34 protein-coding genes are annotated in these 25,907 nt (G+C 65.0%); 5 read left to right on the top strand and 29 right to left on the bottom strand.

Annotated features, from left to right (window positions below):
* Positions 1-273, top strand: a 273-nt coding sequence (locus BLS66_RS08605) for a transposase (RefSeq protein ID WP_143025141.1), incomplete at its 5' end; no start/stop codon positions are given.
* Between the two features lie 249 nt (positions 274-522).
* On the opposite strand, the gene BLS66_RS08600 is transcribed toward BLS66_RS08605, so the two are convergent.
* From BLS66_RS08600 to BLS66_RS08590, 3 genes are all read right to left on the bottom strand, one after another.
* Positions 523-1,137: an RluA family pseudouridine synthase gene (locus tag BLS66_RS08600; RefSeq protein ID WP_074725630.1), complete on the bottom strand. Its 615-nt coding sequence runs from the start codon at positions 1,135-1,137 to the stop codon at positions 523-525.
* Positions 1,138-1,243: 106 nt separating this feature from the next.
* Positions 1,244-2,230 (bottom strand): malate dehydrogenase, encoded by a 987-nt coding sequence (locus tag BLS66_RS08595; protein ID WP_074725629.1) that lies wholly within the window; start codon positions 2,228-2,230, stop codon positions 1,244-1,246.
* Positions 2,231-2,348: 118 nt separating this feature from the next.
* The gene (locus BLS66_RS08590) at positions 2,349-2,840 is read right to left on the bottom strand and encodes a peptidylprolyl isomerase (protein WP_004153629.1); all 492 of its coding nucleotides are present in this window, start codon (positions 2,838-2,840) and stop codon (positions 2,349-2,351) included.
* A 272-nt stretch (positions 2,841-3,112) separates the two neighbouring features.
* Between BLS66_RS08590 and typA the strand changes: the two genes are divergently transcribed.
* Genes typA through BLS66_RS08575 form a run of 3 tightly spaced genes read left to right on the top strand, consistent with a single transcriptional unit; the run spans position 3,113 to position 7,102 of the window.
* Positions 3,113-4,960, top strand: coding sequence for a translational GTPase TypA (typA, locus tag BLS66_RS08585; RefSeq protein WP_049467556.1), 1,848 nt, complete (start codon positions 3,113-3,115; stop codon positions 4,958-4,960).
* Between the two features lie 10 nt (positions 4,961-4,970).
* Complete coding sequence (locus BLS66_RS08580; RefSeq protein ID WP_049467554.1) at positions 4,971-5,438, top strand: DUF2127 domain-containing protein; 468 nt, start codon at positions 4,971-4,973, stop codon at positions 5,436-5,438.
* A gap of 41 nt (positions 5,439-5,479) precedes the next feature.
* Positions 5,480-7,102, top strand: a complete 1,623-nt coding sequence (locus BLS66_RS08575; RefSeq protein WP_074725628.1) for an amidase — start codon at positions 5,480-5,482, stop codon at positions 7,100-7,102.
* 83 nt (positions 7,103-7,185) lie between these two features.
* Here BLS66_RS08575 and BLS66_RS08570 read toward each other — a convergent pair whose 3' ends face one another.
* Together BLS66_RS08570 and BLS66_RS08565 are read right to left on the bottom strand one after the other, a co-directional pair.
* Positions 7,186-8,313 carry a mechanosensitive ion channel family protein gene (locus BLS66_RS08570; RefSeq protein WP_176422010.1) on the bottom strand — a complete coding sequence of 376 codons (1,128 nt, stop codon included), beginning with the start codon at positions 8,311-8,313 and terminating at the stop codon, positions 7,186-7,188.
* 661 nt (positions 8,314-8,974) lie between these two features.
* On the bottom strand, positions 8,975-10,366 hold the full coding sequence (locus BLS66_RS08565) for a class II 3-deoxy-7-phosphoheptulonate synthase (RefSeq protein ID WP_057494608.1): 1,392 nt from the start codon (positions 10,364-10,366) through the stop codon (positions 8,975-8,977).
* A 230-nt stretch (positions 10,367-10,596) separates the two neighbouring features.
* Here BLS66_RS08565 and BLS66_RS08560 point away from each other — a divergent pair, with 230 nt between their 5' ends.
* Complete coding sequence (locus BLS66_RS08560; RefSeq protein WP_074725627.1) at positions 10,597-12,723, top strand: TonB-dependent receptor; 2,127 nt, start codon at positions 10,597-10,599, stop codon at positions 12,721-12,723.
* Positions 12,724-12,786: 63 nt separating this feature from the next.
* Here the strand turns inward: BLS66_RS08560 and BLS66_RS08555 are convergent, their stop codons facing one another.
* The 24 genes from BLS66_RS08555 to rplB form a co-directional block, all read right to left on the bottom strand.
* Complete coding sequence (locus BLS66_RS08555) at positions 12,787-13,293, bottom strand: disulfide bond formation protein B (protein ID WP_049470440.1); 507 nt, start codon at positions 13,291-13,293, stop codon at positions 12,787-12,789.
* A 199-nt stretch (positions 13,294-13,492) separates the two neighbouring features.
* Entirely contained in the window at positions 13,493-13,876 is a 384-nt protein-coding gene (gene rplQ / locus BLS66_RS08550; RefSeq protein ID WP_005408217.1) for a 50S ribosomal protein L17, read from the bottom strand.
* Positions 13,877-14,066: 190 nt separating this feature from the next.
* Complete coding sequence (locus BLS66_RS08545) at positions 14,067-15,065, bottom strand: DNA-directed RNA polymerase subunit alpha (RefSeq protein ID WP_005408216.1); 999 nt, start codon at positions 15,063-15,065, stop codon at positions 14,067-14,069.
* 55 nt (positions 15,066-15,120) lie between these two features.
* Complete coding sequence (rpsD, locus tag BLS66_RS08540) at positions 15,121-15,750, bottom strand: 30S ribosomal protein S4 (RefSeq protein WP_004145446.1); 630 nt, start codon at positions 15,748-15,750, stop codon at positions 15,121-15,123.
* 15 nt (positions 15,751-15,765) lie between these two features.
* Complete coding sequence (gene rpsK, locus BLS66_RS08535; RefSeq protein WP_004145443.1) at positions 15,766-16,155, bottom strand: 30S ribosomal protein S11; 390 nt, start codon at positions 16,153-16,155, stop codon at positions 15,766-15,768.
* An 11-nt stretch (positions 16,156-16,166) separates the two neighbouring features.
* Entirely contained in the window at positions 16,167-16,523 is a 357-nt protein-coding gene (gene rpsM, locus BLS66_RS08530) for a 30S ribosomal protein S13 (protein WP_004154500.1), read from the bottom strand.
* Between the two features lie 347 nt (positions 16,524-16,870).
* Positions 16,871-18,238 carry a preprotein translocase subunit SecY gene (gene secY / locus BLS66_RS08525; protein WP_005415420.1) on the bottom strand — a complete coding sequence of 456 codons (1,368 nt, stop codon included), beginning with the start codon at positions 18,236-18,238 and terminating at the stop codon, positions 16,871-16,873.
* A gap of 7 nt (positions 18,239-18,245) precedes the next feature.
* A complete protein-coding gene (gene rplO / locus BLS66_RS08520; protein ID WP_004154498.1) occupies positions 18,246-18,689 on the bottom strand; it encodes a 50S ribosomal protein L15 in 444 nt (147 codons plus the stop codon).
* 6 nt (positions 18,690-18,695) lie between these two features.
* A complete protein-coding gene (rpmD, locus tag BLS66_RS08515; RefSeq protein ID WP_005408214.1) occupies positions 18,696-18,887 on the bottom strand; it encodes a 50S ribosomal protein L30 in 192 nt (63 codons plus the stop codon).
* Entirely contained in the window at positions 18,880-19,422 is a 543-nt protein-coding gene (gene rpsE / locus BLS66_RS08510) for a 30S ribosomal protein S5 (RefSeq protein WP_005408213.1), read from the bottom strand. Before rpsE ends, rpmD begins: the two co-directional genes overlap by 8 nt.
* A gap of 161 nt (positions 19,423-19,583) precedes the next feature.
* Positions 19,584-19,943: a 50S ribosomal protein L18 gene (rplR, locus tag BLS66_RS08505; RefSeq protein WP_169411773.1), complete on the bottom strand. Its 360-nt coding sequence runs from the start codon at positions 19,941-19,943 to the stop codon at positions 19,584-19,586.
* Positions 19,944-20,023: 80 nt separating this feature from the next.
* Positions 20,024-20,548 carry a 50S ribosomal protein L6 gene (gene rplF / locus BLS66_RS08500; RefSeq protein WP_014646052.1) on the bottom strand — a complete coding sequence of 175 codons (525 nt, stop codon included), beginning with the start codon at positions 20,546-20,548 and terminating at the stop codon, positions 20,024-20,026.
* An 18-nt stretch (positions 20,549-20,566) separates the two neighbouring features.
* Positions 20,567-20,965, bottom strand: a complete 399-nt coding sequence (gene rpsH, locus BLS66_RS08495; protein ID WP_005408210.1) for a 30S ribosomal protein S8 — start codon at positions 20,963-20,965, stop codon at positions 20,567-20,569.
* A gap of 259 nt (positions 20,966-21,224) precedes the next feature.
* On the bottom strand, positions 21,225-21,530 hold the full coding sequence (rpsN, locus tag BLS66_RS08485) for a 30S ribosomal protein S14 (protein ID WP_005408209.1): 306 nt from the start codon (positions 21,528-21,530) through the stop codon (positions 21,225-21,227).
* Between the two features lie 18 nt (positions 21,531-21,548).
* The gene (gene rplE, locus BLS66_RS08480; protein ID WP_005415416.1) at positions 21,549-22,091 is read right to left on the bottom strand and encodes a 50S ribosomal protein L5; all 543 of its coding nucleotides are present in this window, start codon (positions 22,089-22,091) and stop codon (positions 21,549-21,551) included.
* Between the two features lie 11 nt (positions 22,092-22,102).
* Complete coding sequence (gene rplX / locus BLS66_RS08475; protein WP_004154490.1) at positions 22,103-22,420, bottom strand: 50S ribosomal protein L24; 318 nt, start codon at positions 22,418-22,420, stop codon at positions 22,103-22,105.
* Positions 22,421-22,436: 16 nt separating this feature from the next.
* Positions 22,437-22,805, bottom strand: coding sequence for a 50S ribosomal protein L14 (gene rplN, locus BLS66_RS08470; RefSeq protein WP_010483978.1), 369 nt, complete (start codon positions 22,803-22,805; stop codon positions 22,437-22,439).
* A 12-nt stretch (positions 22,806-22,817) separates the two neighbouring features.
* Entirely contained in the window at positions 22,818-23,087 is a 270-nt protein-coding gene (rpsQ, locus tag BLS66_RS08465; RefSeq protein WP_004154489.1) for a 30S ribosomal protein S17, read from the bottom strand.
* Between the two features lie 11 nt (positions 23,088-23,098).
* Complete coding sequence (gene rpmC, locus BLS66_RS08460) at positions 23,099-23,284, bottom strand: 50S ribosomal protein L29 (RefSeq protein ID WP_004154487.1); 186 nt, start codon at positions 23,282-23,284, stop codon at positions 23,099-23,101.
* Positions 23,284-23,697 (bottom strand): 50S ribosomal protein L16, encoded by a 414-nt coding sequence (rplP, locus tag BLS66_RS08455; RefSeq protein WP_004154486.1) that lies wholly within the window; start codon positions 23,695-23,697, stop codon positions 23,284-23,286. The genes rpmC and rplP overlap by 1 nt, the downstream gene beginning before the upstream one ends.
* Before the next feature lie 5 nt (positions 23,698-23,702).
* Entirely contained in the window at positions 23,703-24,437 is a 735-nt protein-coding gene (gene rpsC, locus BLS66_RS08450) for a 30S ribosomal protein S3 (RefSeq protein ID WP_004145350.1), read from the bottom strand.
* Positions 24,438-24,455: 18 nt separating this feature from the next.
* Positions 24,456-24,791 (bottom strand): 50S ribosomal protein L22, encoded by a 336-nt coding sequence (gene rplV / locus BLS66_RS08445; RefSeq protein WP_004145348.1) that lies wholly within the window; start codon positions 24,789-24,791, stop codon positions 24,456-24,458.
* 12 nt (positions 24,792-24,803) lie between these two features.
* On the bottom strand, positions 24,804-25,073 hold the full coding sequence (gene rpsS, locus BLS66_RS08440; RefSeq protein ID WP_005415413.1) for a 30S ribosomal protein S19: 270 nt from the start codon (positions 25,071-25,073) through the stop codon (positions 24,804-24,806).
* A 6-nt stretch (positions 25,074-25,079) separates the two neighbouring features.
* Positions 25,080-25,907, bottom strand: coding sequence for a 50S ribosomal protein L2 (gene rplB, locus BLS66_RS08435; RefSeq protein WP_004145339.1), 828 nt, complete (start codon positions 25,905-25,907; stop codon positions 25,080-25,082).

Raw genomic sequence — 25,907 nt, 5'->3', positions numbered from 1 at the left:
GCGTCGCTGGTGGGGCTGGCCCCGATGAACCGCGAAAGTGGCACCTGGCAGGGCCAACGGCGGATCAGTGGTGGGCGCGCGGTGGTACGCGAAGCCCTTTACATGGCGGCCCTGACGGCCATCCGGTACGAGCCAAGACTGCGCGCGTTTTACGCTGGTCTGAAGGCCAAGGGCAAAGCGAGCAAGGTGGCGCTCGTGGCGGTCATGCGCAAAATGCTGGTGATCCTAAACGCCCGTAAGCGGGACGCCGAGGTGGCCCTCGGCTGCCCCTGACAAGACAGTTGCTACTGGCCGCCGGCCAACTGTCGAAGGCGGGGCACTGTGGGTTTGCGGGGTGTGAGCGGCACGGATGCCGCGACCAAGCCCCCATGGATGGGTTTACGGCGTCCCCGCAAACCCACAGTGCCCCGCATCCCACGGAATGCCCGCTGTTGCTTCGGCTGTTGCTTCGGCTGTTGCTTCTGAGGTTGCCGGCCAGCGGCCGGCACTACCGCGGGTGCAGGGCGCAGCCCTGCCGAACCCCTAGAACGGAGCCGCGGACTCGAACGCAAGCGCCTCGCCCGTCACCGGATGAATGAACCGCAGGCTGCGCGCATGCAGGTGCACGCGTTGCGCCGGGGCGGCGCCGTACAGCACGTCACCGACGATGGGATGGCCGAGGCTGGCCATGTGCAGGCGCAGCTGATGGCTGCGGCCGGTGACCGGCTCCAGCGCCACGCGGGTGCGCTGCGCCTCAGCATCGCGATCCAGTACGCGCCAGCGTGTCAGCGCCGGCTTCCCGCATTCGTGATCGACCCTCTGCTTCGGCCGGTTCGGCCAGTCCACGATCAACGGCAGGTCCACTGCGCCGGCATCACCCTCGAGCAGCCCCTGCACCATCGCTTCATACCGCTTGCCGACCTGGCGCTGCTCGAACTGCATCGACAGCGCTGCCTGCATCGCCTTGCCGCGCGCATGCAGCAGCAGGCCGGACGTCACCTGATCCAGGCGATGCACGGTCAATGCATCCGGGTACAGCACCTGCAGGCGCGCCACCACGCAGTCCTGGTTCTCGGCACTGCGGCCGGGCACGGACAGCAGGCCGGCCGGCTTCTCGGCCACCAGCAGTGCGTCGTCGATGTAGTGCAGGTGGATCATGCCGTTCCGTATCCGTCCAGACGCAAACGGGGAAGCCGAAGCTTCCCCGTTCTCTGGGTACCGACCTCGATGGAAGACGTACCGGCCGGAGCCGGTACCGCCTGCATCAGCCCAGCAGGTGGGCGACGCCGGCGCGCTCTTCTTCCAGCTCGGCCAGGGTCTTGTCGATGTACTTCTGGCTGAAGTCGTCGATCGGCAGATCCTTGACCAGGGTGTACTTGCCGTTCTCGGTGGTGACCGCGAAGCCGAAGATCACGCCTTCCGGAATGCCGTAGGAACCGTCGGACGGCACGCCCATGGTGACCCACTTGCCGTTGCTGCCCAGCACCCAGTCACGCACGTGGTCGATGGCAGCGTTGGCGGCCGAAGCGGCCGAGGACGAGCCGCGGGCTTCGATGATCGCCGCGCCGCGCTTGCCGACGGTCGGGATGAAGGTGTTGGCGTTCCACTCCTGGTCGTTGATCGCATCGGCGATCGACACACCATCGGCGGTGGCGAAACGGTAGTCCGGGTACATGGTCGGGCTGTGGTTGCCCCACACGACCAGCTTCTCCATGCCACCGACCGGCTTGCCGAGCTTGGCCGACAGCTGGCTCAGCGCGCGGTTGTGGTCCAGGCGCAGCATGGCGGTGAAGTTTTCCGGCTTCAGGTCCGGGGCCGACTTCATCGCGATGTAGGCGTTGGTGTTGGCCGGGTTGCCGACCACCAGCACCTTCACGTCACGGCTGGCGACCTTGTTCAGCGCCGCGCCCTGGGCGGTGAAGATCTTGGCGTTTTCCAGCAGCAGGTCCTTGCGCTCCATGCCCGGGCCGCGCGGACGTGCACCCACCAGCAGGGCGATGTCGGCGTCCTTGAACGCGACTTCAGCGTCGTCGGTGCCGATCATGCCGGCCAGCAGCGGGAAGGCGCAGTCTTCCAGCTCCATCATCACGCCCTTCAGGGCGGCCTGGGCCTTGTCGACCGGCAGTTCCAGCAGCTGCAGGATGACCGGCTGGTCCTTGCCCAGCATTTCGCCGGAGGCGATGCGGAACAGCAGGGCATAACCGATCTGGCCGGCGGCGCCGGTCACGGCAACACGAACGGGTGCTTTCATGGGGGTTTCCTCTTGCTTGCAAGCGTTTGATGGGACGCCGCGGGCGTGGCCATGAAGGCCGGGCGGGCGGCGGGGAACAGGGAAACGGCCACCCGTGGGTGGCCGTTTCGAAGGGGGATCAGGCGGCGAGGTGCTTGTTCCACTCCGCCACGCGCTCGGCCTGGGCGGCCAGCACGGCGTCGACGTCGCCTTCCAGGGTGATCGAATGGATCACGTCGCCCTGCTTGACCGAATCGACGATGGCCTGGCCTTCCAGGACCTTGCCGAAGACGGTGTGGCGGCCGTCCAGCCAATCGGTCTTGATGTGGGTGATGAAGAACTGGCTGCCGTTGGTGTTCGGGCCGGCGTTGGCCATCGACAGCGAGCCGACCTCGTGCTTCACGCCATTCTTCTCGTCTTCGAACTTGTAGCCCGGGCCGCCGGTGCCACGGCCCTGCGGGCAGCCGCCCTGGATCATGAAGTCGGCGATCACGCGGTGGAAGATCAGGCCGTCATAGAAGCCGTGCTTGACCAGGTTCACGAAGTTGGCCACGGTCAGCGGCGCCTTGTCGGCGAACAGCTCGACCTTGATCGGGCCCTGGGTGGTGTCGAAAGTGGCGATGAGGGACATGAAGATCCTTGATGCAAAGGGGAATGCGTCTAGCCCCCTAGTTTACACCTGCCTCGTGGCGGCGGCGGCTTCGACCATCGGTGGAGACGCCGGCTTCAGCCACCGGACGGGCAGCGCCGCCCGCCGTCCTGGCAGCCTCGGCCGGGGCGCTGGACAGCCACCTGAATGGCGCCCGGGACCGGCGTGAAATCCACCTTTTCGCGAATCGTCAAGTTCGACGTATAATGTTGGACTTCTTTTTCCAAATCCGGCGCCGACTGGCCCCCTTTCGTATGTCCATCGAAAATCTTCGCAACATCGCCATCGTCGCCCACGTCGACCATGGCAAGACCACCCTGGTCGACCAGCTGCTGAAGCAGTCCGGCACCCTGTCCGAGCGTACCGTCCTCGCCGAGCGCGTGATGGACAGCAACGACCAGGAAAAGGAACGCGGCATCACCATCCTGGCCAAGAACACGGCCATCACCTGGGAAGACAAGAAGACCGGCATCAAGAACCGGATCAACATCGTCGATACCCCCGGCCACGCCGACTTCGGCGGTGAGGTCGAGCGCGTGCTGTCGATGGTCGACACCGTGCTGATCCTGGTCGATGCGATGGACGGCCCGATGCCGCAGACCCGCTTCGTGACCCAGAAGGCCTTCGCGATGGGCTTCAAGCCGATCGTCGTGGTCAACAAGATCGACCGTCCGGGCGCCCGTCCGGAATGGGTGATCGACCAGGTCTTCGACCTGTTCGACAAGCTCGGCGCCACCAATGAGCAGCTGGACTTCCCGATCGTCTACGCCTCGGCCCTGAACGGCTACGCCGGCCTGGAAGACACCGTGCGCGACGGCGACATGACCCCGCTGTACGAAGCGATCATGCAGCACGCCCCGCGTCCGGAAGTGGACCCGGAAGGCCCGTTCCAGATGCGCATCAGCCAGCTGGACTACAACAACTTCGTGGGCGTGATCGGCATCGGCCGCATCCAGCGCGGCACCCTGAAGAAGAACATGCAGGTCGCCGTCATCGACCGTGAAGGCAAGAAGCGCAACGGCAAGGTCGCCCAGGTGCTGGGCTTCCTGGGACTGGAGCGCATCGAGCAGGACACCGCCGAAGCCGGTGACATCGTGGCCATCTCCGGCATTCCGGAGCTGACCATCTCCGACACCCTGTGCCACCCGGACACCCCCGAAGCCCTGCCGGCGCTGACCGTCGACGAGCCGACCATCTCGATGACCTTCCAGGTCAACAACTCGCCGTTCGCCGGCAACAAGGACCTGTCCGGTGGCAAGTTCCTGACCAGCCGCCAGATCAAGGACCGCCTGGACCGCGAACAGGTCCACAACGTGGCCCTGAAGGTGGAGCAGCTGGAAGACGCCGACAAGTTCCTGGTCTCCGGCCGCGGCGAACTGCACCTGTCGGTGCTGATCGAGAACATGCGCCGTGAAGGTTATGAGCTGGCCGTGTCGCGCCCGGAAGTGATCATCAAGGAAATCGACGGCCAGATGATGGAGCCGATCGAGCAGCTGGTGGTCGACATCGAGGAAGTGCACCAGGGCGGCGTGATGGAAAAGCTCGGCACCCGCAAGGGCCAGCTGAAGAACATGGAGCCGGACGGCAAGGGCCGTGTGCGCCTGGAGTACCAGATCCCGGCCCGTGGCCTGATCGGTTTCCAGAACGAGTTCAAGACCCTGACCCAGGGCTCGGGCCTGCTGTTCCACGTGTTCGACCATTACGGTCCGAAGGAACAGGGCGCGATCGCCAAGCGCATCAACGGCGTGATGATCGCCAATGCGCCGGGCGTCACCCCCGCCTACTCGCTGGGTCCGCTGCAGGAGCGCGGCAAGCTCTTCGCTGCCGAAGGCGACAACGTGTATGAAGGCCAGCTGGTCGGCATCCACTCCAAGGACAACGACCTGACCGTCAACGCGATCAAGACCAAGCCGCTGACCAACATGCGCGCTTCGGGCAAGGACGATGCGATCCAGCTGACCCCGGCGATCAAGTACTCGCTGGAACAGGCGCTGGACTTCATCGAAGACGACGAGCTGGTCGAGATCACCCCGAAGGAGATCCGCCTGCGCAAGAAGTTCCTGACCGAAAGCGACCGCAAGAAGGCTTCGCGCGGCGGCTGAGCCAGCACCCGTGAACCCGAGCGGCTACAACCCGGATCCGCACCGGCATCCGGGTCTGCACGTCATCGCCCTGCTCGAAGCGAGCAAGGCGATGCTGGCGCTGTTGGCCGCGACCGGGCTGGAAGTGCTCGGACCGCAACCGCTGCGGCACGGCATCATGGTCCTGATCCGGCGTTTCAGCCTGGATCCGGACCATGGCACCCTGCCCTCGCTGCTGCACATGATCAGCCCCGACGCGGTCCATCTGGCCGCGGCGGGGATGATCGGCTACGGCCTGCTGCACCTGGTCGAAGCCTGGGGCCTGTGGCGGGCCAAGGCCTGGGCCTCCTGGCTGGGCTGCCTGACCGCCTCCCTGTACCTGCCTTTCGACATCTTCGCGATCATCCGCCATCCCGGCTGGCCATCGTGGACGATCCTGGCGATCAACCTGATCGTGGTCTACGTCCTCGCCCGCGACCTGCGCAAGCGCCACCGCTGAGCACCGGCTACACTGGGGATTGGAGCCGACCAAGCCGCCCCATGCGCCCGTCCTTGCCGCCTCTGCTGACCTGCCTGCTTGCCGCGCTGCCTGCGCTGCTTTCGGCTGGCTGCAGCCCGGCCGCGTCCAGCGCGCATGCGGCCGAACCCGCGAGCCGCAACGTGCCGTTCCCCTACGCTGAAACCGATGTCGCCGACCTGCAGGCGCAGATGACCGCCGGCGAGCTGGACAGCGCCACCCTGGTCCAGGCCTACCTGCAGCGGATCGCCTCCCTGGATCGCGCCGGACCCCGCCTGCGCGCGGTGATCGAGCTCAACCCCGATGCCCTGAAGGACGCCGCCGAACGCGACCGCGAGCGCCGTGCGGGACGCCTGCGCGGCCCGCTGCACGGGATCCCGGTGCTGCTGAAGGACAACATCAACGCCGCGCCCATGGCCACCAGCGCCGGCTCGCTGGCCCTGCAGGGCTTCCGCCCGGACGACGCGTACCTGGTACGGCGGCTGCGCGACGCCGGTGCGGTGGTGCTGGGCAAGACCAATCTCAGCGAATGGGCCAATTTCCGCGGCAATGATTCGATTTCCGGCTGGAGCGCGCGCGGCGGCCAGACCCGCAACCCCTATCGCCTGAGCCACTCGCCCTGTGGCTCCAGCAGCGGCAGCGCGGTGGCAGTCGCGGCCAACCTGGCCAGCGTGGCGATCGGCACCGAAACCGACGGCAGTATCGTCTGCCCGGCAGCGATCAACGGCATCGTCGGGCTCAAGCCGACCGTCGGCCTGGTCAGTCGTGACGGCATCATCCCGATTTCGTTCAGCCAGGACACCGCCGGGCCGATGACACGCAGCGTCGCCGACGCCGCCGCTGTGCTGACCGCGATCGCCGGCCGCGATGATGCCGACCCGGCCACGGCGACCATGCCCGGCCGCGCGGTCTACGACTACACCGCGCGGCTGGATCCACAGGGCCTGCGCGGCAAGCGCATCGGCCTGCTGCAGACACCGCTGCTGACGTACCGCGGCATGCCACCGCTGATCGAACAGGCCACCACCGAGCTGCGCCGCGCGGGTGCGGTCGTGGTGCCGGTGACGCTGCCCAACCAGGGCGCCTGGGCCGAGGCCGAGCGCACGCTGCTGCTGTACGAGTTCAAGGCCGGGCTGGAGCGCTACTTCAGCGCCCACCATGCCCCCGTGCGCAGCGTGGCCGACCTGATCGCCTTCAACCAGGCGCACAGCAAGCAGGAACTGGGCCTGTTCGGCCAGGAACTGCTGGTGGAAGCCGAGGCTACCGCTGGCCTGGCTGACCCCGCCTACATCCGCGCACGCAGCGATGCCCGCCGGCTGGCCGGCCCCGAAGGCATCGATGCGGCCCTTGCCGCCCACCGGCTGGACGCGCTGGTGGCACCCACCACCGGCGTGGCGTGGCCGATCCGCAGCGAAGGCGACGACTTTCCCGGCGAAAGCTACAGCGCCGCCGCCGTGGCCGGCTATCCCACCCTCAGCGTGCCGATGGGCCAGATCAACGGCCTGCCGGTGGGCCTGCTGTTCATGGGCACGGCCTGGAGCGAGCCGAAGCTGATCGAAATGGCCTACGCCTACGAACAGCGCACCCGCGCGCGGCGTCCTCCGCACTTCGATACCGATGCGCTGATCGACGCCGGCGAGCCGTGAGCTCCGGTGACGCCGCGACATCCTGCTTCCGGTAGTGCCGGCCGCTGGCCGGCAGAACCACGCTCGCCGGCCAGCGACCGGCGCTACCGTTCGGGCTCCAGCTCTACCGGCACGATCGCCGCCTCACCATCTTCAGCACCCGGCGAACGCACATCGGCGGTACGCGCGCGTGGCGCCCGCGGCATGTCCTGCTCGTCCTCGTGCTGCAGCCGCGCACGCACCTGCGGCAGCGACTGCGGATGCTCGCGCGCGAGGAAATCGAGCATGCGTTCGCGGACCAGGCAGCGCAGGTCGAAGGCATCGCCGGAGCTGCGCGCGCTGACCAGCAGGCGGACCTGGATCGCACGCTCGCTGGTCTCGGTCACCTGGGTCACGCAGACCCGGCCGTCCCACAGCGCTTCACCGCGGCAGATGCGCTCCAGCTCTGCACGGATCGCTGCCACCGGGGCACGATAGTCCAGCCACAGGAACGCGGTGCCGAGCAGGTCGGCGCTGCGCCGCGTCCAGTTCTGGAACGGGTTCTCGATGAACCAGGTCAGCGGCACCACCATCCGCCGCTCATCCCAGATGCGCACCACGACATAGCTGCTGCCGATCTCCTCGATGCGGCCCCACTCGCCCTCGACGATCACCACGTCATCCAGCCGGATCGGCTGCGTCACTGCGATCTGCAGGCCGGCGATCAGGTTGCCGAACACCGGCTTGGCGGCGATGCCCGCAACCAGCCCGATCAGCCCCGCCGAGGCCAGCAATGCGGTGCCGATCTTCTGCACCATCGGGAACGTCAGCAGCACCAGCGATGCGCCCAGCACGATGATGCCGCCCATCAGCACGCGGCTGAGTACCCGGGTCTGGGTCTGGATGCGGCGCGCTTCCAGGTTGTCGGAGACATCGATGGGATGGCTGCGCAGGATGGCCCGTTCGCCCGCCGCCACCGCCCGCACCAGCAGCCAGATGAAGCACGCGGTCAGCGCGATATGCAGCACCCGTTGCAGGTTGCCCAGAACGGGATCCTGCAGCGGGGTGGCCTGCAATGCAGGGATCAACAGCAACAGCGGCCATGCGGTGGCCATCGGCAATCCAAGCACGCGACCGATGCGCGCGCGCCGCCGATCACGCCCTTTCAGCCGATGATAGATCCACAGGATCAGCCAGGCGCCGATGCCACCCACCAGCACCGCCAGACCCAACGGCCATGCATAGGCCTGCATGCGCTCCCAATGCACCCTTGCCACCTCTGCGTGAACACACCAACGGGCAGAGTCGCGCATGGCGCATGAGCGCCGTGTCAGTCGTTCGTAAGCAGGGTGTTGATCGGCAGGGCGTGCAGCCCTGCACCTGCGGTAGTGCCGGCCGCTGGCCGGCAACAGCAACAGCAACAGCAACAGCAGAAGCGGGCATTCCGTGGGATGGCGGGGCGGTGTGGGCAGGCAGGACACGCCGTAAACCCATCCATGGGGGCTTGGCCGCGGCATCCATGCCGCGGACACTCCCGCAACCTGACCCACTCCGCCTTCGACAGATTCCCGCGATCTGCAGTAGATCCACGCCGTGCGTGGATGAATCTCCATCGGAATCGAATATTTCGAATTGGAATCCCAAAGCATCCACGCATGGCGTGGATCTACCGTGTCGACCAAGGTCGACACCTACCAACAGCCGCGGGAATCTGTCAAAGGTGGGGCGGTGTCGGAGTGCGGGGTGTCAGCCGCATGGATGCGGCTGCCAAGCTTACAGGGACGTACTTGCAGCGTCCCCGCACTCCGACACCGCCCCGCCATCCCACGGAATGAGTGCTGTTGCCGTTGCTTCGGCCGTTGCCGTTGCCGTTGCGTCCGCAGGTGCAGGGCTGCAAGCCCTGCCGCAACACCCTTACCGCACCTGCTCCTGCTTGCGCACGATCGCCATCGCGATCTCCAGCGACTGCTCGTAGTTCAACCGCGGATCCACCGTCGAACGATACGCGCGCTCCAGGTCACGCTCGGTCAGCTCGCGCGCGCCGCCGGTGCACTCGGTCACGTCCTCGCCGGTCAGCTCCAGGTGCACACCGCCCAGGCGCGTGCCTGCCGCCGCATGCAGATCGAACGACATCTCCACTTCGCCGCGCACGTTGTCGAAGCGGCGCGTCTTGAAGCCATTGGCGGTGCTCTCGGTATTGCCATGCATCGCATCGCACACCCACAGCACGCGGCGACCGTCGCGCTTGACCGCATCCAGCAGCGGCGGCAGCTTCTCGGCAATCTGCGCCGCCCCCATGCGATGGATGAAGCTCAGGCGGCCAGGCTCGTCATGCGGGTTGAGCACATCGATCAGGCGCAGCAGCTGGTCCGGCGACACCGACGGGCCCACCTTGATTGCAATCGGATTGCGCACGCCACGCAGGTACTCCACGTGGGCGCCCTCCAGCGCGGCGGTACGCATGCCGATCCACGGGTAATGCGTGCTCAGGTTCAACCAGCCCTGCTGGCGCGGCACCTGCCGGGTCAGCGCCTGCTCGTAGGGCAGCAGCAATGCTTCATGCGAGGTGTAGAAGTCGATGCGGTTGAGGTTGTGCACGCGGGCCCCGGCCAGGGTTTCCATGAAGTGCACCGCATCACCGATGGACGCCACCATCTTCTGGTATTCGGCGGCCAGCGGCGAATGGCTCACCCATTCCAGGTTCCAGTACTCGGGGTGGTGCAGATCGGCGAACCCCCCATCGATCAGCGCGCGCACGAAGTTCATCGTCATCGCCGAATGCGCGTGCGCCTGCAGCATGCGCTTCGGATCGGGCAGGCGCGCCGCCTCGGTGAACGCCGGCGCATTGATCACGTCGCCGCGGTAGCTGGGCAGGGTCACGCCGTCGCGGGTTTCGGTATCGGCCGAACGCGGCTTGGCGTACTGGCCAGCGAAGCGGCCGACGCGGATCACCGGCTGGCGCAGACCATGCACCAGGACCAGGCTCATCTGCAGCAGCACCTTCAGCCGGTTGGAAATCGTGCCGGATTCGCAGTCGCTGAAGTTCTCGGCGCAATCGCCGCCCTGCAGCAGGAACCGCTTGCCTTCCTGGGCCTCGGCCAGCTGCTGCTTCAGTGCCAGGATTTCCCACGACGTGACCAGCGGTGGCAGCCGCTTCAGCTCGTGCAGGGCAGCGTCCAAGGCCACCGGGTCGGGGTAGGTCGGCATCTGCAGCGCGGTCTTGCCACGCCAGCTCTCCGGCGACCAGGCAGCGCCGACGGCGGTCGCGGCAGGATCGGGAACAGGCGAAACGGCGGACAGGCTCATTGCAGGTTTCCGGCGGGGGGAGAAGGCGTTCATGGTCGCAGAGCCGACCGCTGCCGCAAAGGCCCGGCCGCCGCATGCACATGGCTGAACGCCGGGCAAAGGCTCTCGCGATCAGCCAGAAACCGCATGGCCGGGGGCTCCCGGACAGGCGCATGATTCGCCACGCACTGTTACGAAGTAACAATCGCCCCGCCCTCCCTTCCACAGCTCCCTCCCACAGCCCGCCTGCCATGAAGCCTTCCCTGCTCGCTACCGGCATCACCTTCGCCCTGGCCCTGGCCAGCCTGCCCGCGTTCGCGGCCGCGCCCGACGACGGCAAACCGTCGGTCAAGGACCTGGATACGGTCACCGTCAGTGCCCAGCTCGACCAGGCCCGCAATGCGCTGTCGCCGGACATCGGCAGCAGCCAGTACCAGATCACCGCCGAGGACATCCAGAAGCAGCCGCTGGGCGCCTCTGCGCCGCTGAGCCAGGTGCTGCTGCAGGCCCCGGGCGTGGTCCAGGATTCCTACGGCGGCGTGCACGTGCGCGGCGACCACGCCAATCTGCAGTACCGCATCAACGGCGTCCTGCTGCCCGAGTCGATCTCCGGCTTTGGCCAGACCCTGGATGCCCGCACGATCAAGAGCCTCCGCCTGATGGATGGCGCGCTGCCGGCACAGTTCGGCGAACGCACGGCAGCGGTGGTCGACATCACCACCCGCAGCGGCGCCGAGCTTGGCAATGGCGGCAGCGCCGGGCTGACCGCAGGCGCGTTCGGCAAGATCAATCCCAATGCCTCCTGGTGGGGCAACCAGGGGCGCTGGAGCTGGTTCCTGACCGGCAACTACGACCAGAACGAGGTGGGCCTGGAGAACCCGACCAGCACGCGCAAGCCGCAGCACGACGACACCCACCAGGGCAAGGCCTTCGCCGACCTCACCTACCTGGTCAACGAGAACACGCGCCTGAGCGTGTTCGCCGGCTTTGCCAACAATCGCTTCCAGATCCCGGTCAACCCCGGGCAGACGCCGCAGTTCGGTTACCTCGAAACCACCGCCTTCGACTCCAGCCAGCTGGATGAAACCCAGCGCGAGGCCACCCGCTTCGGCATGCTGGTGCTGCAGGGCACGTTGGGCAGCACCGCCTATCAGCTCTCGGCCGGCCAGCGCTACAGCGATGTGGCATTCCATCCGGATGTCATCGGCGACCTGGTGTTCAGTGGCGTCGCCTCACAGGTGCAGCGCAGCAACCGCGCCAACACGCTGCAGGCCGACTTCTCCACCCCGCTGGGCAATGACCACACGCTGCGCTACGGCCTGTACGGCAACTACGAGAATGCGCGCGCCAGCAACAACAGCTGGGTGTTCCCGGTCGATGGCGCCGGCCAGCAATCCAGCACCACGCCACTGCTGATTCCAGACCGCAGCGCCTTCCACGCCAGCACGCTGGCGATGTACGTACAGGACGAGTGGAAGATCGGCGACGACTGGACCGTCAACTACGGGCTGCGCGGCGATCGCTACAAGGCGTTTGGACGCACCGAGGGCCAGCTCAGCCCGCGCGCAGGCGTGGTCTGGAATGCCAGCGACCGCACCACCGTGCATGCGGGCTACGCGCGCTACTTCACGCCGCCGGCCAGTGAGCTGATTGCCAGCAGCGACATCGCGCTGTACGACGGCACCACCAACCAGCAGCCCAGCGGCGGCAACAACACGCCCCTGGCCGAACGCAGCGACTACTACGACATCGGCATCTCGCAGCAGCTGGGCGACCACCTGACCCTGGGCCTGGACGCCTACGACCGCCGCGTTGCGCGCCTGCAGGACGAAGGTCAGTTCGGCGCCGCCTACATCTACTCGACGTTCAACTATCGCCGTGGCCACGTCCGTGGGCTGGAGTTCAGCGCCGACTACAGCAACGGCCCGTTCAGCGCCTACTTCAACGCGGCCTACAACAAGGCGATCGGCACCCAGGTCATCACCAGCCAGTACAACCTCGACCCGGACGCACTGGCCTATGTGGCCAACCACTGGATCCACCTCGACCACGACCAGAAGCTGACGTCTTCGGGCGGCTTCAGCTACGCCTTTGCCGGGCACAACCGGATCGGTGCCAACTACCTGTTCGGCAGCGGCCTGCGCTCGGACGCCGACGGCGTGCCCAACGGCGGCGAACTGCCGTCCTACCTGCAGGTGAACCTCAGCGCCGGGCATGACTTCAACGCCGACAGTGGCCATCCCCTGCACGTGCAACTCGCCCTGATCAACGCACTGGACCGCAGCTACCAGCTACGCGATGGCGGTGGCGTCGGCGTGTTCGCCCCGCAGTGGGGTCCGCGCCGGGGCGCCTACCTGAGCCTGCAGCAGGACTTCTGAGGACGCCAGGGTGCCTGGAGTCGGATCCCTTTCCGCAGGAAAGGGCTCCGACCCCGCCTTGCTTCAGCGCTTGACCTTGCGCAGCGACGCCACCAGCGCCCACAGCGCCAGCAGCACGAACCACACGCCCGACCACATCGGCATGGTCAGGCCCAGGAACGTCCAGTCGATGTTGCCGCAGTTGCCGGTACCGGTCAGTACCGTGCGGAACACTTCCAGCGGCCCCATGGTCTCGCGCAGGAAGCTCAGCGGCGGGCCACAGGTCGCGCCCATCTCCGGCGGCAGCATCTGCACGTAGACGTGGCGAGCAGCGATGCCCACGCCGACGGCCGCCGCGATGAAGGCCAGCACGCCGTAGGTGGCGCGGCCGGGACGGTTGGACGGCCCGTGCAGCGCACCGATCAGGAACAGCAGGCCCAGCGCGGCAAAAGCCAGGCGCTGGAAGATGCACAGCGGGCACGGCTCCAGGCCCATCTTGAGCTGCAGGAAGATCGCGTAGCCGAGCAGGCCCGCGCAGATCAGGAAGCCCAGGAAGAACTGGGCGCGGAAGGGCCAGCGCAGTGGATTCATCGTCAACGCTCGAATGTATCAAGGCGCCAAGCGTAACCGAGAGCGCGCGCCATTCGAACCGCCACAGGTGACGCCTGTCGGAACGGTGCGGGTCAGATCCCGCGCCCATGGCACGGGATCCGACCCCGGACTTCCGCTCCGGAAATGCAAAAGCCCGGCAGAGGCCGGGCTTTCGCTGTGTCGCATTGGAGCAGTCCGATTACTCGGCCACTTCCTCGGCCACGACCGGACGGTCAACCAGCTCGACGTAGGCCATCGGTGCGTTGTCGCCGGCGCGGAAACCGCACTTCAGCAGGCGCAGGTAGCCGCCCGGACGGTTCGCGTAGCGCGGGCCCAGGATGGTGAACAGGTTGCCCACGGCTTCGTTGTCGCGCAGGCGGGCGAAGGCCAGACGGCGGTTGGCGACGGAGTCGACCTTGGCCAGGGTGATCAGCGGCTCGGCAACGCGGCGCAGTTCCTTGGCCTTCGGCAGGGTGGTCTTGATCAGCTCGTGCTTGAACAGCGAGGCGGCCATGTTCTTGAACATCGCTTCGCGGTGGGCGCTGGTGCGGCTGAACTTACGGCCAGACTTCTGGTGACGCATGGTGATATTCCTTGGTTAATGATGCGGCTGTGTGGATCGTTGTCGCCATCCTGGCGTTACTGCGCGGACTGCGGTTGGTCCTGGTCACCCGTCCTGGACGACCTGCCCGCGAACCTGCGGTTCGTCGTGGCGTGGTGTGTTGCGTTGAAGGCTCCACCGCGAGCGGTGGAGCCTCCAGGCATTACCGATATCAGCCCAGCATGCCGTGGCTGGCGACGCCGGCCGGCGGCCAGTTCTCCAGCTTCATGCCGAGCGAAAGGCCGCGCTGAGCCAGCACTTCCTTGATCTCGGTGAGCGACTTCTTGCCCAGGTTCGGGGTCTTCAGCAGCTCCACTTCGGTCTTCTGGATCAGATCGCCGATGTAGTAGATGCTTTCAGCCTTCAGGCAGTTGGCCGAACGCACGGTCAGCTCCAGATCGTCGATCGGGCGCAGCAGCACCGGATCCACGCCGTTGTTGGCCGGCTTGGCCGCACCGCGGTCGCGGTGGGTGAAGTCACCGAACACCGACAGCTGGTCGCTGAGGATGTCGGCGGCGGTGCGCACGGCTTCCTCGGCATCGATGGTGCCGTTGGTCTCGATATCGATGACCAGCTTGTCCAGGTCGGTGCGCTGTTCGACACGCGCCGCTTCCACGGCGTAGGCGACACGGCGGACCGGCGAGAACGAGGCATCCAGGACCAGGCGGCCGATGGCACGGGTTTCTTCGTCCGGACGACGACGCGCGGCCGCCGGCTGGTAGCCGAAACCACGTTCGATCTTCAGACGCATGTTGATCGCCGTATCCTTGGTCAGGTGGCAGATCACATGGTCGCCGTTCAGGATCTCCACATTGTGGTCGACCTTGATGTCGGCAGCGGTGACAACGCCCGGGCCCTGCTTGGACAGGGACAGGGTGGCGCTGTCGCCGGAGTGCATACGGATGGCCACGTCCTTCAGGTTCAGCAGGACTTCGAGCACGTCCTCCTGCAGACCTTCGACCGTGGTGTACTCATGCAACACGCCGTCGATTTCGACTTCCGTGATGGCGAAGCCCGGGATGGACGACAGCAGCACGCGACGCAGGGCGTTGCCCAGCGTATGCCCGTAACCCCGCTCCAAAGGTTCGATGACGACCTTTGCGCGGGTGTCGGTAAGGCGTTCGATCTGCGGACCGCGAGGACGCAGAACCTGGTTGGCGGTAACCGTCATGTTGCGGGTTCTCCTAGTGAACCCCCGGCCGTCGCCGGGGGCTCTCCAATGTGAATTACTTCGAATACAGCTCGACGATCAGCGCTTCGTTGATGTCCGCAGGCAGATCCGAACGATCCGGAACAGCCTTGAAGATGCCGGTGAACTTGCCGGAATCCACTTCAACCCACGACGGGCTCAGGTCATGCTGGGCGGCGACGGTCAGGGCTTCCTGGACGCGCAGCTGCTTGGCAGCCTTTTCGGACAGAGCGATGGCGTCGCCAGCCTTGACCTGGTACGAGGCCAGGTTGACCGACTTGCCATTCACGGTGACGCCGCGGTGCGACACCAGCTGACGGGCAGCCGGACGGGTCACGGCGAAGCCCATGCGGTAGACGACGTTGTCCAGGCGGGTTTCCAGCAGCTGCAGCAGGTTCTCGCCGGTGTTGCCCTTCTTGGTCGAGGCCTTCTTGTAGTAGTTGCGGAACTGACGCTCCAGCAGGCCGTAGATACGCTTGACCTTCTGCTTTTCACGCAGCTGGGTGGCGTAGTCGGACAGCTTGCCCTTGCGGGCAGTGGCGCCGTGCTGGCCGGGCTTCTGCTCCAGCTTGCACTTGGAGTCCAGCGCACGCGCCGGGCTCTTCAGGGACAGGTCGGCGCCTTCGCGGCGGGCGAGCTTACAGGTAGGACCGATATAACGAGCCATTTCTTATCGCTCCCTTTAGACGCGACGCTTCTTCGGCGGACGGCACCCGTTGTGCGGGATGGGCGTCACGTCGATGATGTTGGTGATCTTGTAGCCGACGTTGTTCAACGAACGCACGGCCGACTCACGGCCCGGACCCGGGCCCTTGATGCGGACTTCCAGCGACTTCACGCCGTAGTCCAGCGCAGCACGACCGGCCTTTTCAGCCGCCACCTGGGCAGCGAACGGGGTCGACTTGCGCGAACCGCGGAAGCCAGCGCCACCGGAGGTTGCCCACGACAGAGCGTTGCCCTGGCGGTCGGTGATGGTGACGATGGTGTTGTTGAACGAAGCGTGGACGTGGGCGACGCCGTCGGTGACGACGCGCTTGATCTTCTTCTTGGTCTTAGCAGCGGGCTTAGCCATTTCTCAGTCCCTTACTTCTTGATCGCCTTGCGCGGACCCTTGCGGGTGCGGGCGTTGGTACGGGTGCGCTGGCCACGCAGCGGGAGACCACGACGGTGACGCAGGCCGCGGTAGCAGCCCAGGTCCATCAGGCGCTTGATCGCGATGCCGATCTCACGGCGCAGATCGCCTTCCACGATGTACTTGCCGACTTCGGCGCGCAGGCGCTCGATTTCCGGCTCCGACAGATCGCGGATCTTGGTGGTCGAAGCAACGCCTGCGACTTCGCAGACCTTCTTCGAACGGGTACGGCCGATGCCGTAAATGCTTTGCAACCCGACCCAGACATGCTTCTGGGCTGGCAGGTTGACGCCTGCAATACGCGCCATGACGCGGTTCTCCAGCTGAGTGATGGCCGACAGCGCGCCTCGGGCACGCCAATCCGGCAGGATGGATCAAAAAAGTGAACTAGCGATACTAACAAGGTTCCGGTTTACATGGAAGCCCGTGAAACCATTGGTTTCATGAACCCGGCCTGGGGAGTGTGCCCAGGCTCCGGCGCCGGATGGGGTTGGACCTGGGGTTTCCCCCGGGGCCGCCCGCGCTACTCCAGCGCGGGACCACCACATCACACCCCCACCCGGAACCGCTGCGGGGGCCGCCCTTCGTTTGTGTGGCCGAAGTCCGCGAAGCGGAGGGACCATCACGTCAGGAAGACGAAAGTATAACAGCTCAATCAGCCGCGGGCAAAACCGCCGCGGTTGCCGCCCTTCAGGTTGGCCTTCTTCAGCAGGCTCTCGTACTGGTGGGACATCAGGTGCGCCTGCACCTGGGCGATGAAGTCCATCACCACCACCACCACGATCAGCAGCGAAGTACCACCGAAGTAGAACGAGGCGTTCAGCTGCGTGCGCATCAGTTCCGGCAGCAGGCAGACGATCACCAGGTACGCCGAACCGGCGGCGGTCAGGCGGGTCAGCACGCCGTCGATGTAGTCGGCGGTGGCCTTGCCCGGACGGATGCCCGGGATCAGCGCGCCCGACTTCTTCAGGTTGTCGGCGGTTTCCTGCGAGTTGAAGACCAGCGCGGTATAGAAGAACGCAAAGCCGGTGATCAGCGCAGCGAACACGATCATGTGCAGCGGCTCGCCCGGGCCGAGCGCGTTGGCAACCTTCTGCAGCACCTGGCCGAAGCTGCTCTGGTTGGCCGCCTGGCCGGACCACATGGCCAGGGTGGCCGGGAAGGCCAGCAGGCTCGAGGCGAAGATCGCCGGGATGACGCCGGCCATGTTGAGCTTCAGCGGCAGGAACGAGGTCTGGTTCATGTACGCGTTGCGACCGCCCTGGCGGCGCGCGTAGTTCACCGTGATCCGGCGCTGGCCGCGCTCGACGAACACCACGAAGAAGGTGAAGGCAAGCACGACGATGGCGATCAGCAGCAGCTGGATGAACTGGATGTTGCCGTCGCGGTAGGCGTCGAAGGTGTGGATGACCGCACCCGGCAGGCCGGCCACGATACCGGCGAAGATGATCAGCGAGACGCCGTTGCCGATGCCACGCTCGGTGACCTGCTCGCCCACCCACATCAGGAACATGGTGCCGGCGGTCAGCGCGACCACGGCGGTGAGCACGAAGCCCATGCCCGGCGCGTACACGACCGGAGCGCCCGACGGCGAGACCTGGCCCTGCAGGGCCAGCGCGATCGAGCCGCCCTGCACCACCGCCAGCAGCACGGCGCCGATGCGCGAATACTGGGTGATCTTGCGGCGGCCGGACTCACCTTCCTTCTGCATCGCCTTCAGCGCGGGGAAGATGTGCACCGCCAGCTGCATCACGATCGATGCCGAAATGTACGGCATCACGTTCAGCGCGAAGATGCTGAAACGGTGCAGGGCGCCGCCCGAGAACATGTTGAACATGTCCACGATGCCGCCGCCCTGCTGTTGCATCATGGCAAGCATGGCATCGGGATTGACGCCCGGCACCGGCACGTAGCAGCCGATGCGATAGACGATCAAAGCCCCGACGACGAACAGCAAACGTTGGCGAAGTTCAGTGAACTTGCCCATTCCGCCCGCGAGGTTACCGATGCCAGCTTGCGCCATGATTTTCTTACTCCGTTACGCTGCCGCCGGCAGCTTCGATTGCAGCCTTGGCACCGGCCGTGGCAGCAATACCCTTCAGGGTGAACGCCTTGGTCACTTCGCCCTTGACGACGACCTTGGCCTTCTTTGCGGTGCTCGGGACCAGCTTGGCAGCACGCAGGGCGGCGAAATCGATCTCACCGGCCGGCAGCTTGTCCAGCGCGTACAGCAGCACTTCAGCGGTGTCCTTGGCGATCGGCGAACGGAAGCCGATCTTCGGCAGACGGCGCTGCATGGGGGTCTGGCCGCCTTCGAAGCCAGCCTTGATCTTGCCGCCACCCTTACGGGCGAACGAACCCTTGTGGCCGCGGCCGGCAGTCTTGCCCAGGCCCGAGCCGATACCGCGGCCGACGCGGGTGCGCTCGGTGCGGGCGCCCGGTGCCGGGCTCAGTTCATTGAGACGCAGAGTCATGGTCGATTACTCCTCAACCTGGACGAGGTACTGAACCTTATTGATCAGGCCGCGTACCTGCGGGCTGTCCTTCAGTTCACGCACATCGTTGAGCTTGTTCAGGCCCAGGGCACGCACCGACAGGCGGTGACGCGACTGGGTACCACGCAGGCCACGCACCAGGCGGACCTTCACAGTCTTGTTGGACTCATTAGCCATGGTTGAGTTCCTCCACCTTCTTACCGCGCTTGGCCGCGATGCGAGCCGGCGACTGCGCAGCAGACAGGCCCTTCACGGTGGCACGCACCAGGTTGATCGGGTTGCGCGAACCGGTGGCCTTGGCCAGCACGTTCTTCACGCCAACGGCTTCCAGCACGGCGCGCATGGCACCGCCGGCGATCACGCCGGTACCTTCCGAAGCCGGCTGCATGAACACGCGGGCTGCGCCGTGACCATCCTTGATGGTGTGCCACAGGGTGCCGTTGTTCAGGTCAACGCTGACCAGGTTCTTGCGGGCCTGCTCCATCGACTTCTGGATGGCGACCGGCACTTCGCGGGCCTTGCCATAACCGAAACCGACCTTGCCTTCGCCGTCGCCGACAACGGTCAGGGCGGTGAAGGTGAACTGGCGGCCACCCTTGACGGTCTTGCTGACGCGGTTGACCGCGACCAGCTTTTCGATCATGCCGTCGTCGATCTTCTCTTCGCGGTTACGGTCGCGATCGCGACCCCGCTGCTGACGCTCTTCTGCCATGTTGATTCCTTGGTTGTTTGGGTATGTACGGCTCGAGGCCGCTTATGGTTGTGGAGTGACGCGTTGTTCCGGTGGGCCGCTGCAGAAGAGCGGCGCCGTCCAGCCTCGCTCAGGCTGGCGAGCAGGCAGGCAGGAGGCCATCGGCCCCCTGCCCTTGTCCCTTAGAACTGCAGGCCGGCTTCGCGGGCGGCTTCTGCCAGGGCCTTGATGCGGCCGTGGTAGCGGTAGCCCGAACGATCGAAGGCAACCTTCTCGACGCCGGCGGCCTTGGCGCGCTCGGCGACGATGCGGCCAACCTTGGCAGCGGCATCGGCGTTCTTGCCGTTCTTCAGGCCTTCCTTGACGTCGGTCTGGGTGGTGTTGGCGGCAGCCAGCACCTTCGAACCGTCAGCGGTGAAGACCTGGGCGTACAGGTGCTGGCCGGTGCGCAGCACCGACAGGCGGGCGACGCCGAGCTCACGGATGTGGGCGCGGGTCGACTTGGCGCGACGCAGGCGGGCGATGTTCTTGTTCATTTTGATTGTTCCTTGAAAGCTGAAGGATGGGCTTTTCCCTGAGGAGTCCGCACATGGATGTGCGGGCTCTCGCGAGGGACTCGCACTTACGCCTTCTTGGCTTCCTTACGGATGATGACTTCGTCGGAGTACTTCACGCCCTTGCCCTTGTACGGCTCCGGCTTGCGGAACGCACGGATCTTGGCGGCGACTTCACCGACAACCTGCTTGTCAGCGCCCTGGACCAGGATCTCGGTCTGGGTCGGGGTGGTGATGGTGATGCCTTCCGGCGCCACGAACACGACCGGGTGCGAGAAGCCCAGCGACAGGCTCAGGTCCTTGCCCTGCATGGCAGCGCGGTAACCCACGCCAACCAGCTCCAGCTTGCGCTCGAAGCCTTCGGACACGCCCTTGACCATGTTGGACAGGATCGCACGCACGGTGCCGGTCAGTGCGACCAGCTCGGCGTTCTCGGTGCTCAGGGTGGCAACGCCATTGTCGACGTTGATGGCAATGCCGGCCGGCTTGGCCAGCGACAGGGTGCCCTTCGGGCCCTTGGCGGTGACGCTGTCCGACTGGACGTTCAGTTCAACCTTACCCAGGGTGATCGGCTTCTTGGCTACGCGGGACATAGTTCTACTCCTTTCGCCTTAGGCCACGAAGCACAGGACTTCGCCGCCGACGCCCAGCTGGCGCGCCTGCGCATCAGTCATGATGCCCTTGGAGGTGGAAATGATGGAGATACCCAGGCCGTTCATGACCTTCGGCAGCTCGCTCTTGCCGCGGTACTGGCGCAGGCCCGAACGCGAGAAGCGCTTCAGGGTCGCGATGACCGGCTTGCCTTCGAAATACTTCAGCACGATTTCCAGCTCGGACTTGTTGTTTTCCAGCTGGGTCACGCGCAGGTCGGTGATGTAACCCTCGTCCTTCAGGACCTGGGCGATCGCAACCTTGATCTTGGACGACGGGGCTTTCACCGTCTGCTTGCCAACTGCGGCCGCATTCTTGATGCGGACCAGCAGGTCGGCGATGGGATCAGTCATGCTCATATGAGTACCTTTGAGTGCACCGATATCCGCTTTCGCGAAAATCTGTTGTCTCCTGGAAACGGGCCAGGTCCCTTGATGCAGCGGGCCAGGGCCCACTCCTACAACCCCGTCTGCACAGGGCAAGACGCGGGAGTATACGCCAAAAGAGCCCGACTTGCGTCGGGCTCTTCGGGTTTTTTTCGCAGAAAGGAAGCTGAACAGCCCCCTCCCCCGGTTCAGCACCCCCGCAAGGAGGTGCTGATCGCAGGGCCGGCTGGGATTACCAGCTGGCCTTGCGCAGGCCCGGGACGTCGCCACGCATGGTGGCTTCGCGCAGCTTGTTGCGGCCGAGGCCGAACTTGCTGTACACGCCACGCGGACGACCCGACAGCTCGCAACGGTTGCGCTGACGGCTCGGCGACGAATCGCGCGGCAGCTTGGCCAGCTTGGTTGCGGCGTCGATCTTCTCTTCGTAGGTCGCGTCCACGGAGGACACGATCTTCTTCAGAGCCGCACGCTTCTCAGCGTACTTCTTGGCCAGCTTTTCCCGCTTGATGTCGCGGTTGACCATGGAGGTCTTTGCCATTTCGGTTTCCTCGACAGATCAGTTACGGAACGGGAACTTGAACGCTGCCAGCAGCGCCTTCGCTTCCGCGTCGGTCTTCGCAGTGGTGGTGATGGCGATATCCATACCGCGGATCGCGTCGACGGCGTCGAAGTCGATTTCCGGGAAGATGATCTGTTCCTTCACACCCATGTTGAAGTTGCCGCGGCCGTCGAAGGAACGACCGGAAACACCACGGAAGTCGCGCACGCGCGGCAGCGAGATGTTGATCAGGCGGTCCAGGAACTCGTACATCTTGTGGCGACGCAGCGTGGTCTTGCAGCCGATCGGCCAACCATCACGGATCTTGAACGACGCAACCGAGATACGCGACTTGGTGACAACCGGCTTCTGGCCGGAAATCTTGGTCATGTCCGCGACGGCGTTTTCCAGGATCTTCTTGTTGGTGGCAGCCTCGCCGACACCCATGTTCAGGGTGACCTTGACGAGCTTCGGTACTTCCATCGGATTGGTGTAGCCGAACTGCTTCATCAGCGCCGGCACCACTTCTTCCTTGTAGATCTTTTCGAGACGGGAAGTCATCTTCACATTCCTCAGGCGTCGAGCGCCTCACCGCTGGAGCGGAACACACGCAGTTTGCGTCCATCCTCCAGCACCTTGAAGCCAACGCGTTCGCCCTTGCCCGAAGCCGGGTTCAGCACGTTCACGTTGGAGATATGGATCGAAGCTTCGCGCTCGACCACGCCGCCGGCAACACCTGCCTGCGGGTTCGGCTTGGTGTGGCGCTTGACGATGTTCACGTTGGCGACGACCACACGGTCGCCGTCGACGCGGACGACTTCGCCCTGCTTGCCCTTGTCCTTGCCAGCGTTGACGACAACCTGGTCGCCCTTCTTGATACGGTTAGCCATGATTATCTCCTGTCGCTCACAGCACTTCGGGAGCGAGCGAGACGATCTTCATGAACTTCTCCGAACGAAGTTCACGGGTCACCGGCCCGAAGATACGGGTACCGATCGGCTCCTGCTTGTTGTTCAGCAGGACGGCAGCGTTGCCGTCGAAGCGGATCAGCGAACCGTCGGCGCGACGCACACCCTTGCGGGTACGCACCACGACGGCGTCATACACTTCACCCTTCTTGACCTTGCCGCGCGGAATCGCATCCTTCACGGTGACCTTGATGATGTCGCCGATGCCGGCGTAACGGCGCTTGGAACCACCCAGCACCTTGAAGCACATCACCTGCTTGGCACCCGAATTGTCCGCGACGTCAAGGTAGCTCTGCATCTGGATCATGATTCAGACTCCTTATTCAGCCGCACGCGTGATGACTTCCACCACGCGCCAGTTCTTGGTCTTGGACATCGGAGCAATCTCGGTCACGCGGACGACATCGCCTTCCTTGCAGGCGTTGTCGGCATCGTGGGCGTGCAGCTTGGTCGAGCGCTTGATGTACTTGCCGTACAGCGCGTGCTTGACCTGACGCTCAACCAGGACGGTAACCGTCTTGTCCATCTTGTTGCTGACGACACGGCCTTCGACCGTGCGCAGCGTCTTCTTTTCAGTATTGTCGCTCATAGCGGCCATCCTTACTTCGTGCTGCCGAGCAGGGTCTTGACGCGAGCAATCTCGCGACGGACCCGGCGAATGTCGTGGGTCTTCGGCAGCTGGCCGGTGACCTGCTGCATACGGACAGAGAACTGTTCCTTACGCAGGTCGATCAGGTGGGCCTTGAGTTCGTCAGCCGACTTTTCACGGAGAGTTTTGATATCCATCAGCGCACCGTACGGGTCACGAAAGTGGTGGTGACCGAGAGCTTGGCGGCGGCCAGGCGGAACGCCTCGCGAGCCACTTCCTCGGAAACACCCTCGATTTCATAGATCATGCGGCCGGGCTGGATCTGGGCCACCCAGTATTCCACGTTACCCTTACCCGAACCCATTCGAACTTCGATGGGCTTCTTGGTGATGGGCTTGTCGGGGAACACGCGGATCCACATCTTGCCGCCGCGCTTGACGTAGCGGCTGATCGAGCGGCGGGCCGCTTCGATCTGACGCGCGGTCAGCTGACCGTGTGCGGTTGCCTTCAGGCCGTATTCGCCGAAGCTGACAGCGTTGGCGCTCCAGCTCAGGCCATCGTTACGGCCCTTGTGTACCTTGCGGTACTTGGTTCGCTTGGGTTGCAACATTGTCGTTACCTCGCTTCACGGGCCGGGCGCTGACGGTCACCACGGTCGCCGCGATCGTGACGATCGTTGCGCGACGGGGTGTCGTCCTGCTTTTCCTGGCCAACCTGGGAGAAATCGAAGACCTCGCCCTTGTAGATCCAGACCTTGATGCCGATGATGCCGTAGGTCGTCTTGGCTTCAGCGAAGCCATAGTCGATGTCGGCACGCAGGGTGTGCAGCGGCACGCGGCCTTCGCGGTACCACTCCGAACGGGCGATTTCAGCACCGTTGAGGCGGCCACCAACGTTGACCTTGATGCCCAGGGCACCCAGGCGCATCGCGTTGCCGACCGAGCGCTTCATTGCACGGCGGAACATGATGCGACGCTCCAGCTGCTGGGCGATCGACTCGGCAACGAGCTGCGCGTCCAGTTCCGGCTTGCGCACTTCGGTGACGTTGATGTGCGCCGGGACGCCCATCATCTCGCTCACTTCCTTGCGCAGCTTCTCGATGTCCTCACCGCGCTTGCCGATCACCACGCCCGGACGGGCGGTGTGGATCGTCACGCGAGCGGTCTTGGCCGGACGCTCGATCAGGATCTTGCTGATGCCGGCCTGGGCCAGCTTCTTGCGCAGCATTTCGCGCACTTTCAGGTCGGCTGCCAGGTAACCGGCGAACTCGGCCTTGTTGGCGTACCACTTGGAGTTCCAGTCCTTGGAAATGCCGAGGCGGATACCAATCGGATGAACTTTATGACCCATGGTCTTTTCCTTATCCGCTTACTTGGCGGCGCCCACAACCACAGTGATGTGGCTGGTGCGCTTGAGGATGCGGGTACCGCGGCCTTTCGCCCGCGCCATGAAACGCTTCAGGGTCGGACCTTCATCAACCATGATGGTCTGAACCTTCAGCTCGTCGACGTCGGCGCCCTGGTTGTTCTCGGCGTTGGCAATTGCCGACTCCACCACCTTCTTGATCAGGTGGGCAGCCTTCTTGTCCGAGAACTTCAGCAGGTTGACCGCACGTTCGGCCGGCAGACCGCGCACCTGGTCAGCGACCAGACGAGCCTTCTGCGGGGAGATGCGCGCAGTGCGCAGGATGGCTTTCGCTTCCATTGTCATCTCTCCTTACTTGCCCGACTTCTTGTCACCACCGTGACCCTTGAAGGTCCGGGTGATGGCAAATTCGCCGAGCTTGTGGCCGACCATGTTCTCGTTGACGAGAACCGGGATGTGGTTCTTGCCGTTATGCACGGCAATGGTGATGCCTACCATGTCAGGCAGGATCATCGAACGGCGCGACCAGGTCTTGATCGGCTTCTTGCTGCCCGCAGCGGCCTCCACCTTCTTGACGAGGTGGTGATCGACGAACGGGCCCTTCTTGAGTGAACGTGCCATGGTCGATTAGCCCCTACGATCGCGGACGATGAACTGCTGAGTGCGCTTGTTATGGCGCGTCTTGTAACCCTTGGTCGGAACACCCCACGGGGTGACCGGATGCGGGTTACCCTGGCCGGCCTTGGCCTCACCACCACCGTGCGGGTGGTCAACCGGGTTCATGGCAGCACCACGAACGGTCGGGCGGACGCCGCGCCAACGCTTGGCACCGGCCTTGCCCAGCTTTTCCAGGCTGTGCTCGTCGTTGCCGACTTCGCCGATGGTGGCGCAGCACTCGACCGGAACCTTGCGCATTTCACCCGAGCGCAGGCGCAGGGTGGCGTAGATGCCTTCGCGAGCCACCAGCTGCACGGCCGCACCAGCGGCGCGAGCGATCTGAGCGCCCTTGCCCGGCTTCAGCTCGATGCAGTGGATGGTGGTGCCGACCGGGATGTTGCGCAGCGGCAGGGTGTTGCCGGCCTTGATCGGGGCGTCCGAACCAGCGATCACCTGATCACCGGCCTTCAGGCCCTTCGGGGCGATGATGTAGCGACGCTCACCATCGACGTAGCACAGCAGGGCGATGTGGGCGGTGCGGTTCGGATCGTATTCGATGCGTTCCACGCGCGCCGGGATGCCCAGCTTGTTGCGCTTGAAGTCGATGATGCGGTAGTGCTGCTTGGCACCACCACCGACGTGACGCACGGTGATGCGGCCGTGGTGGTTGCGGCCACCCGAGCGGCTCTGCGACTCGACCAGTGCGGCGTGCGGAGCACCCTTGTGCAGGTCGGGCGTAACCACGCGCACGGCCGAACGGCGGCCGGGGGAAGTGGGCTTGAATTTCATCAATGGCAT

It is taken from the genome of Stenotrophomonas pavanii, assembly GCF_900101175.1.
GTDB classification, from domain to species: domain Bacteria; phylum Pseudomonadota; class Gammaproteobacteria; order Xanthomonadales; family Xanthomonadaceae; genus Stenotrophomonas; species Stenotrophomonas pavanii.
Note: the sequence above shows the minus strand (reverse complement) of the source record. Positions and strands in the feature narration are given on the sequence as shown.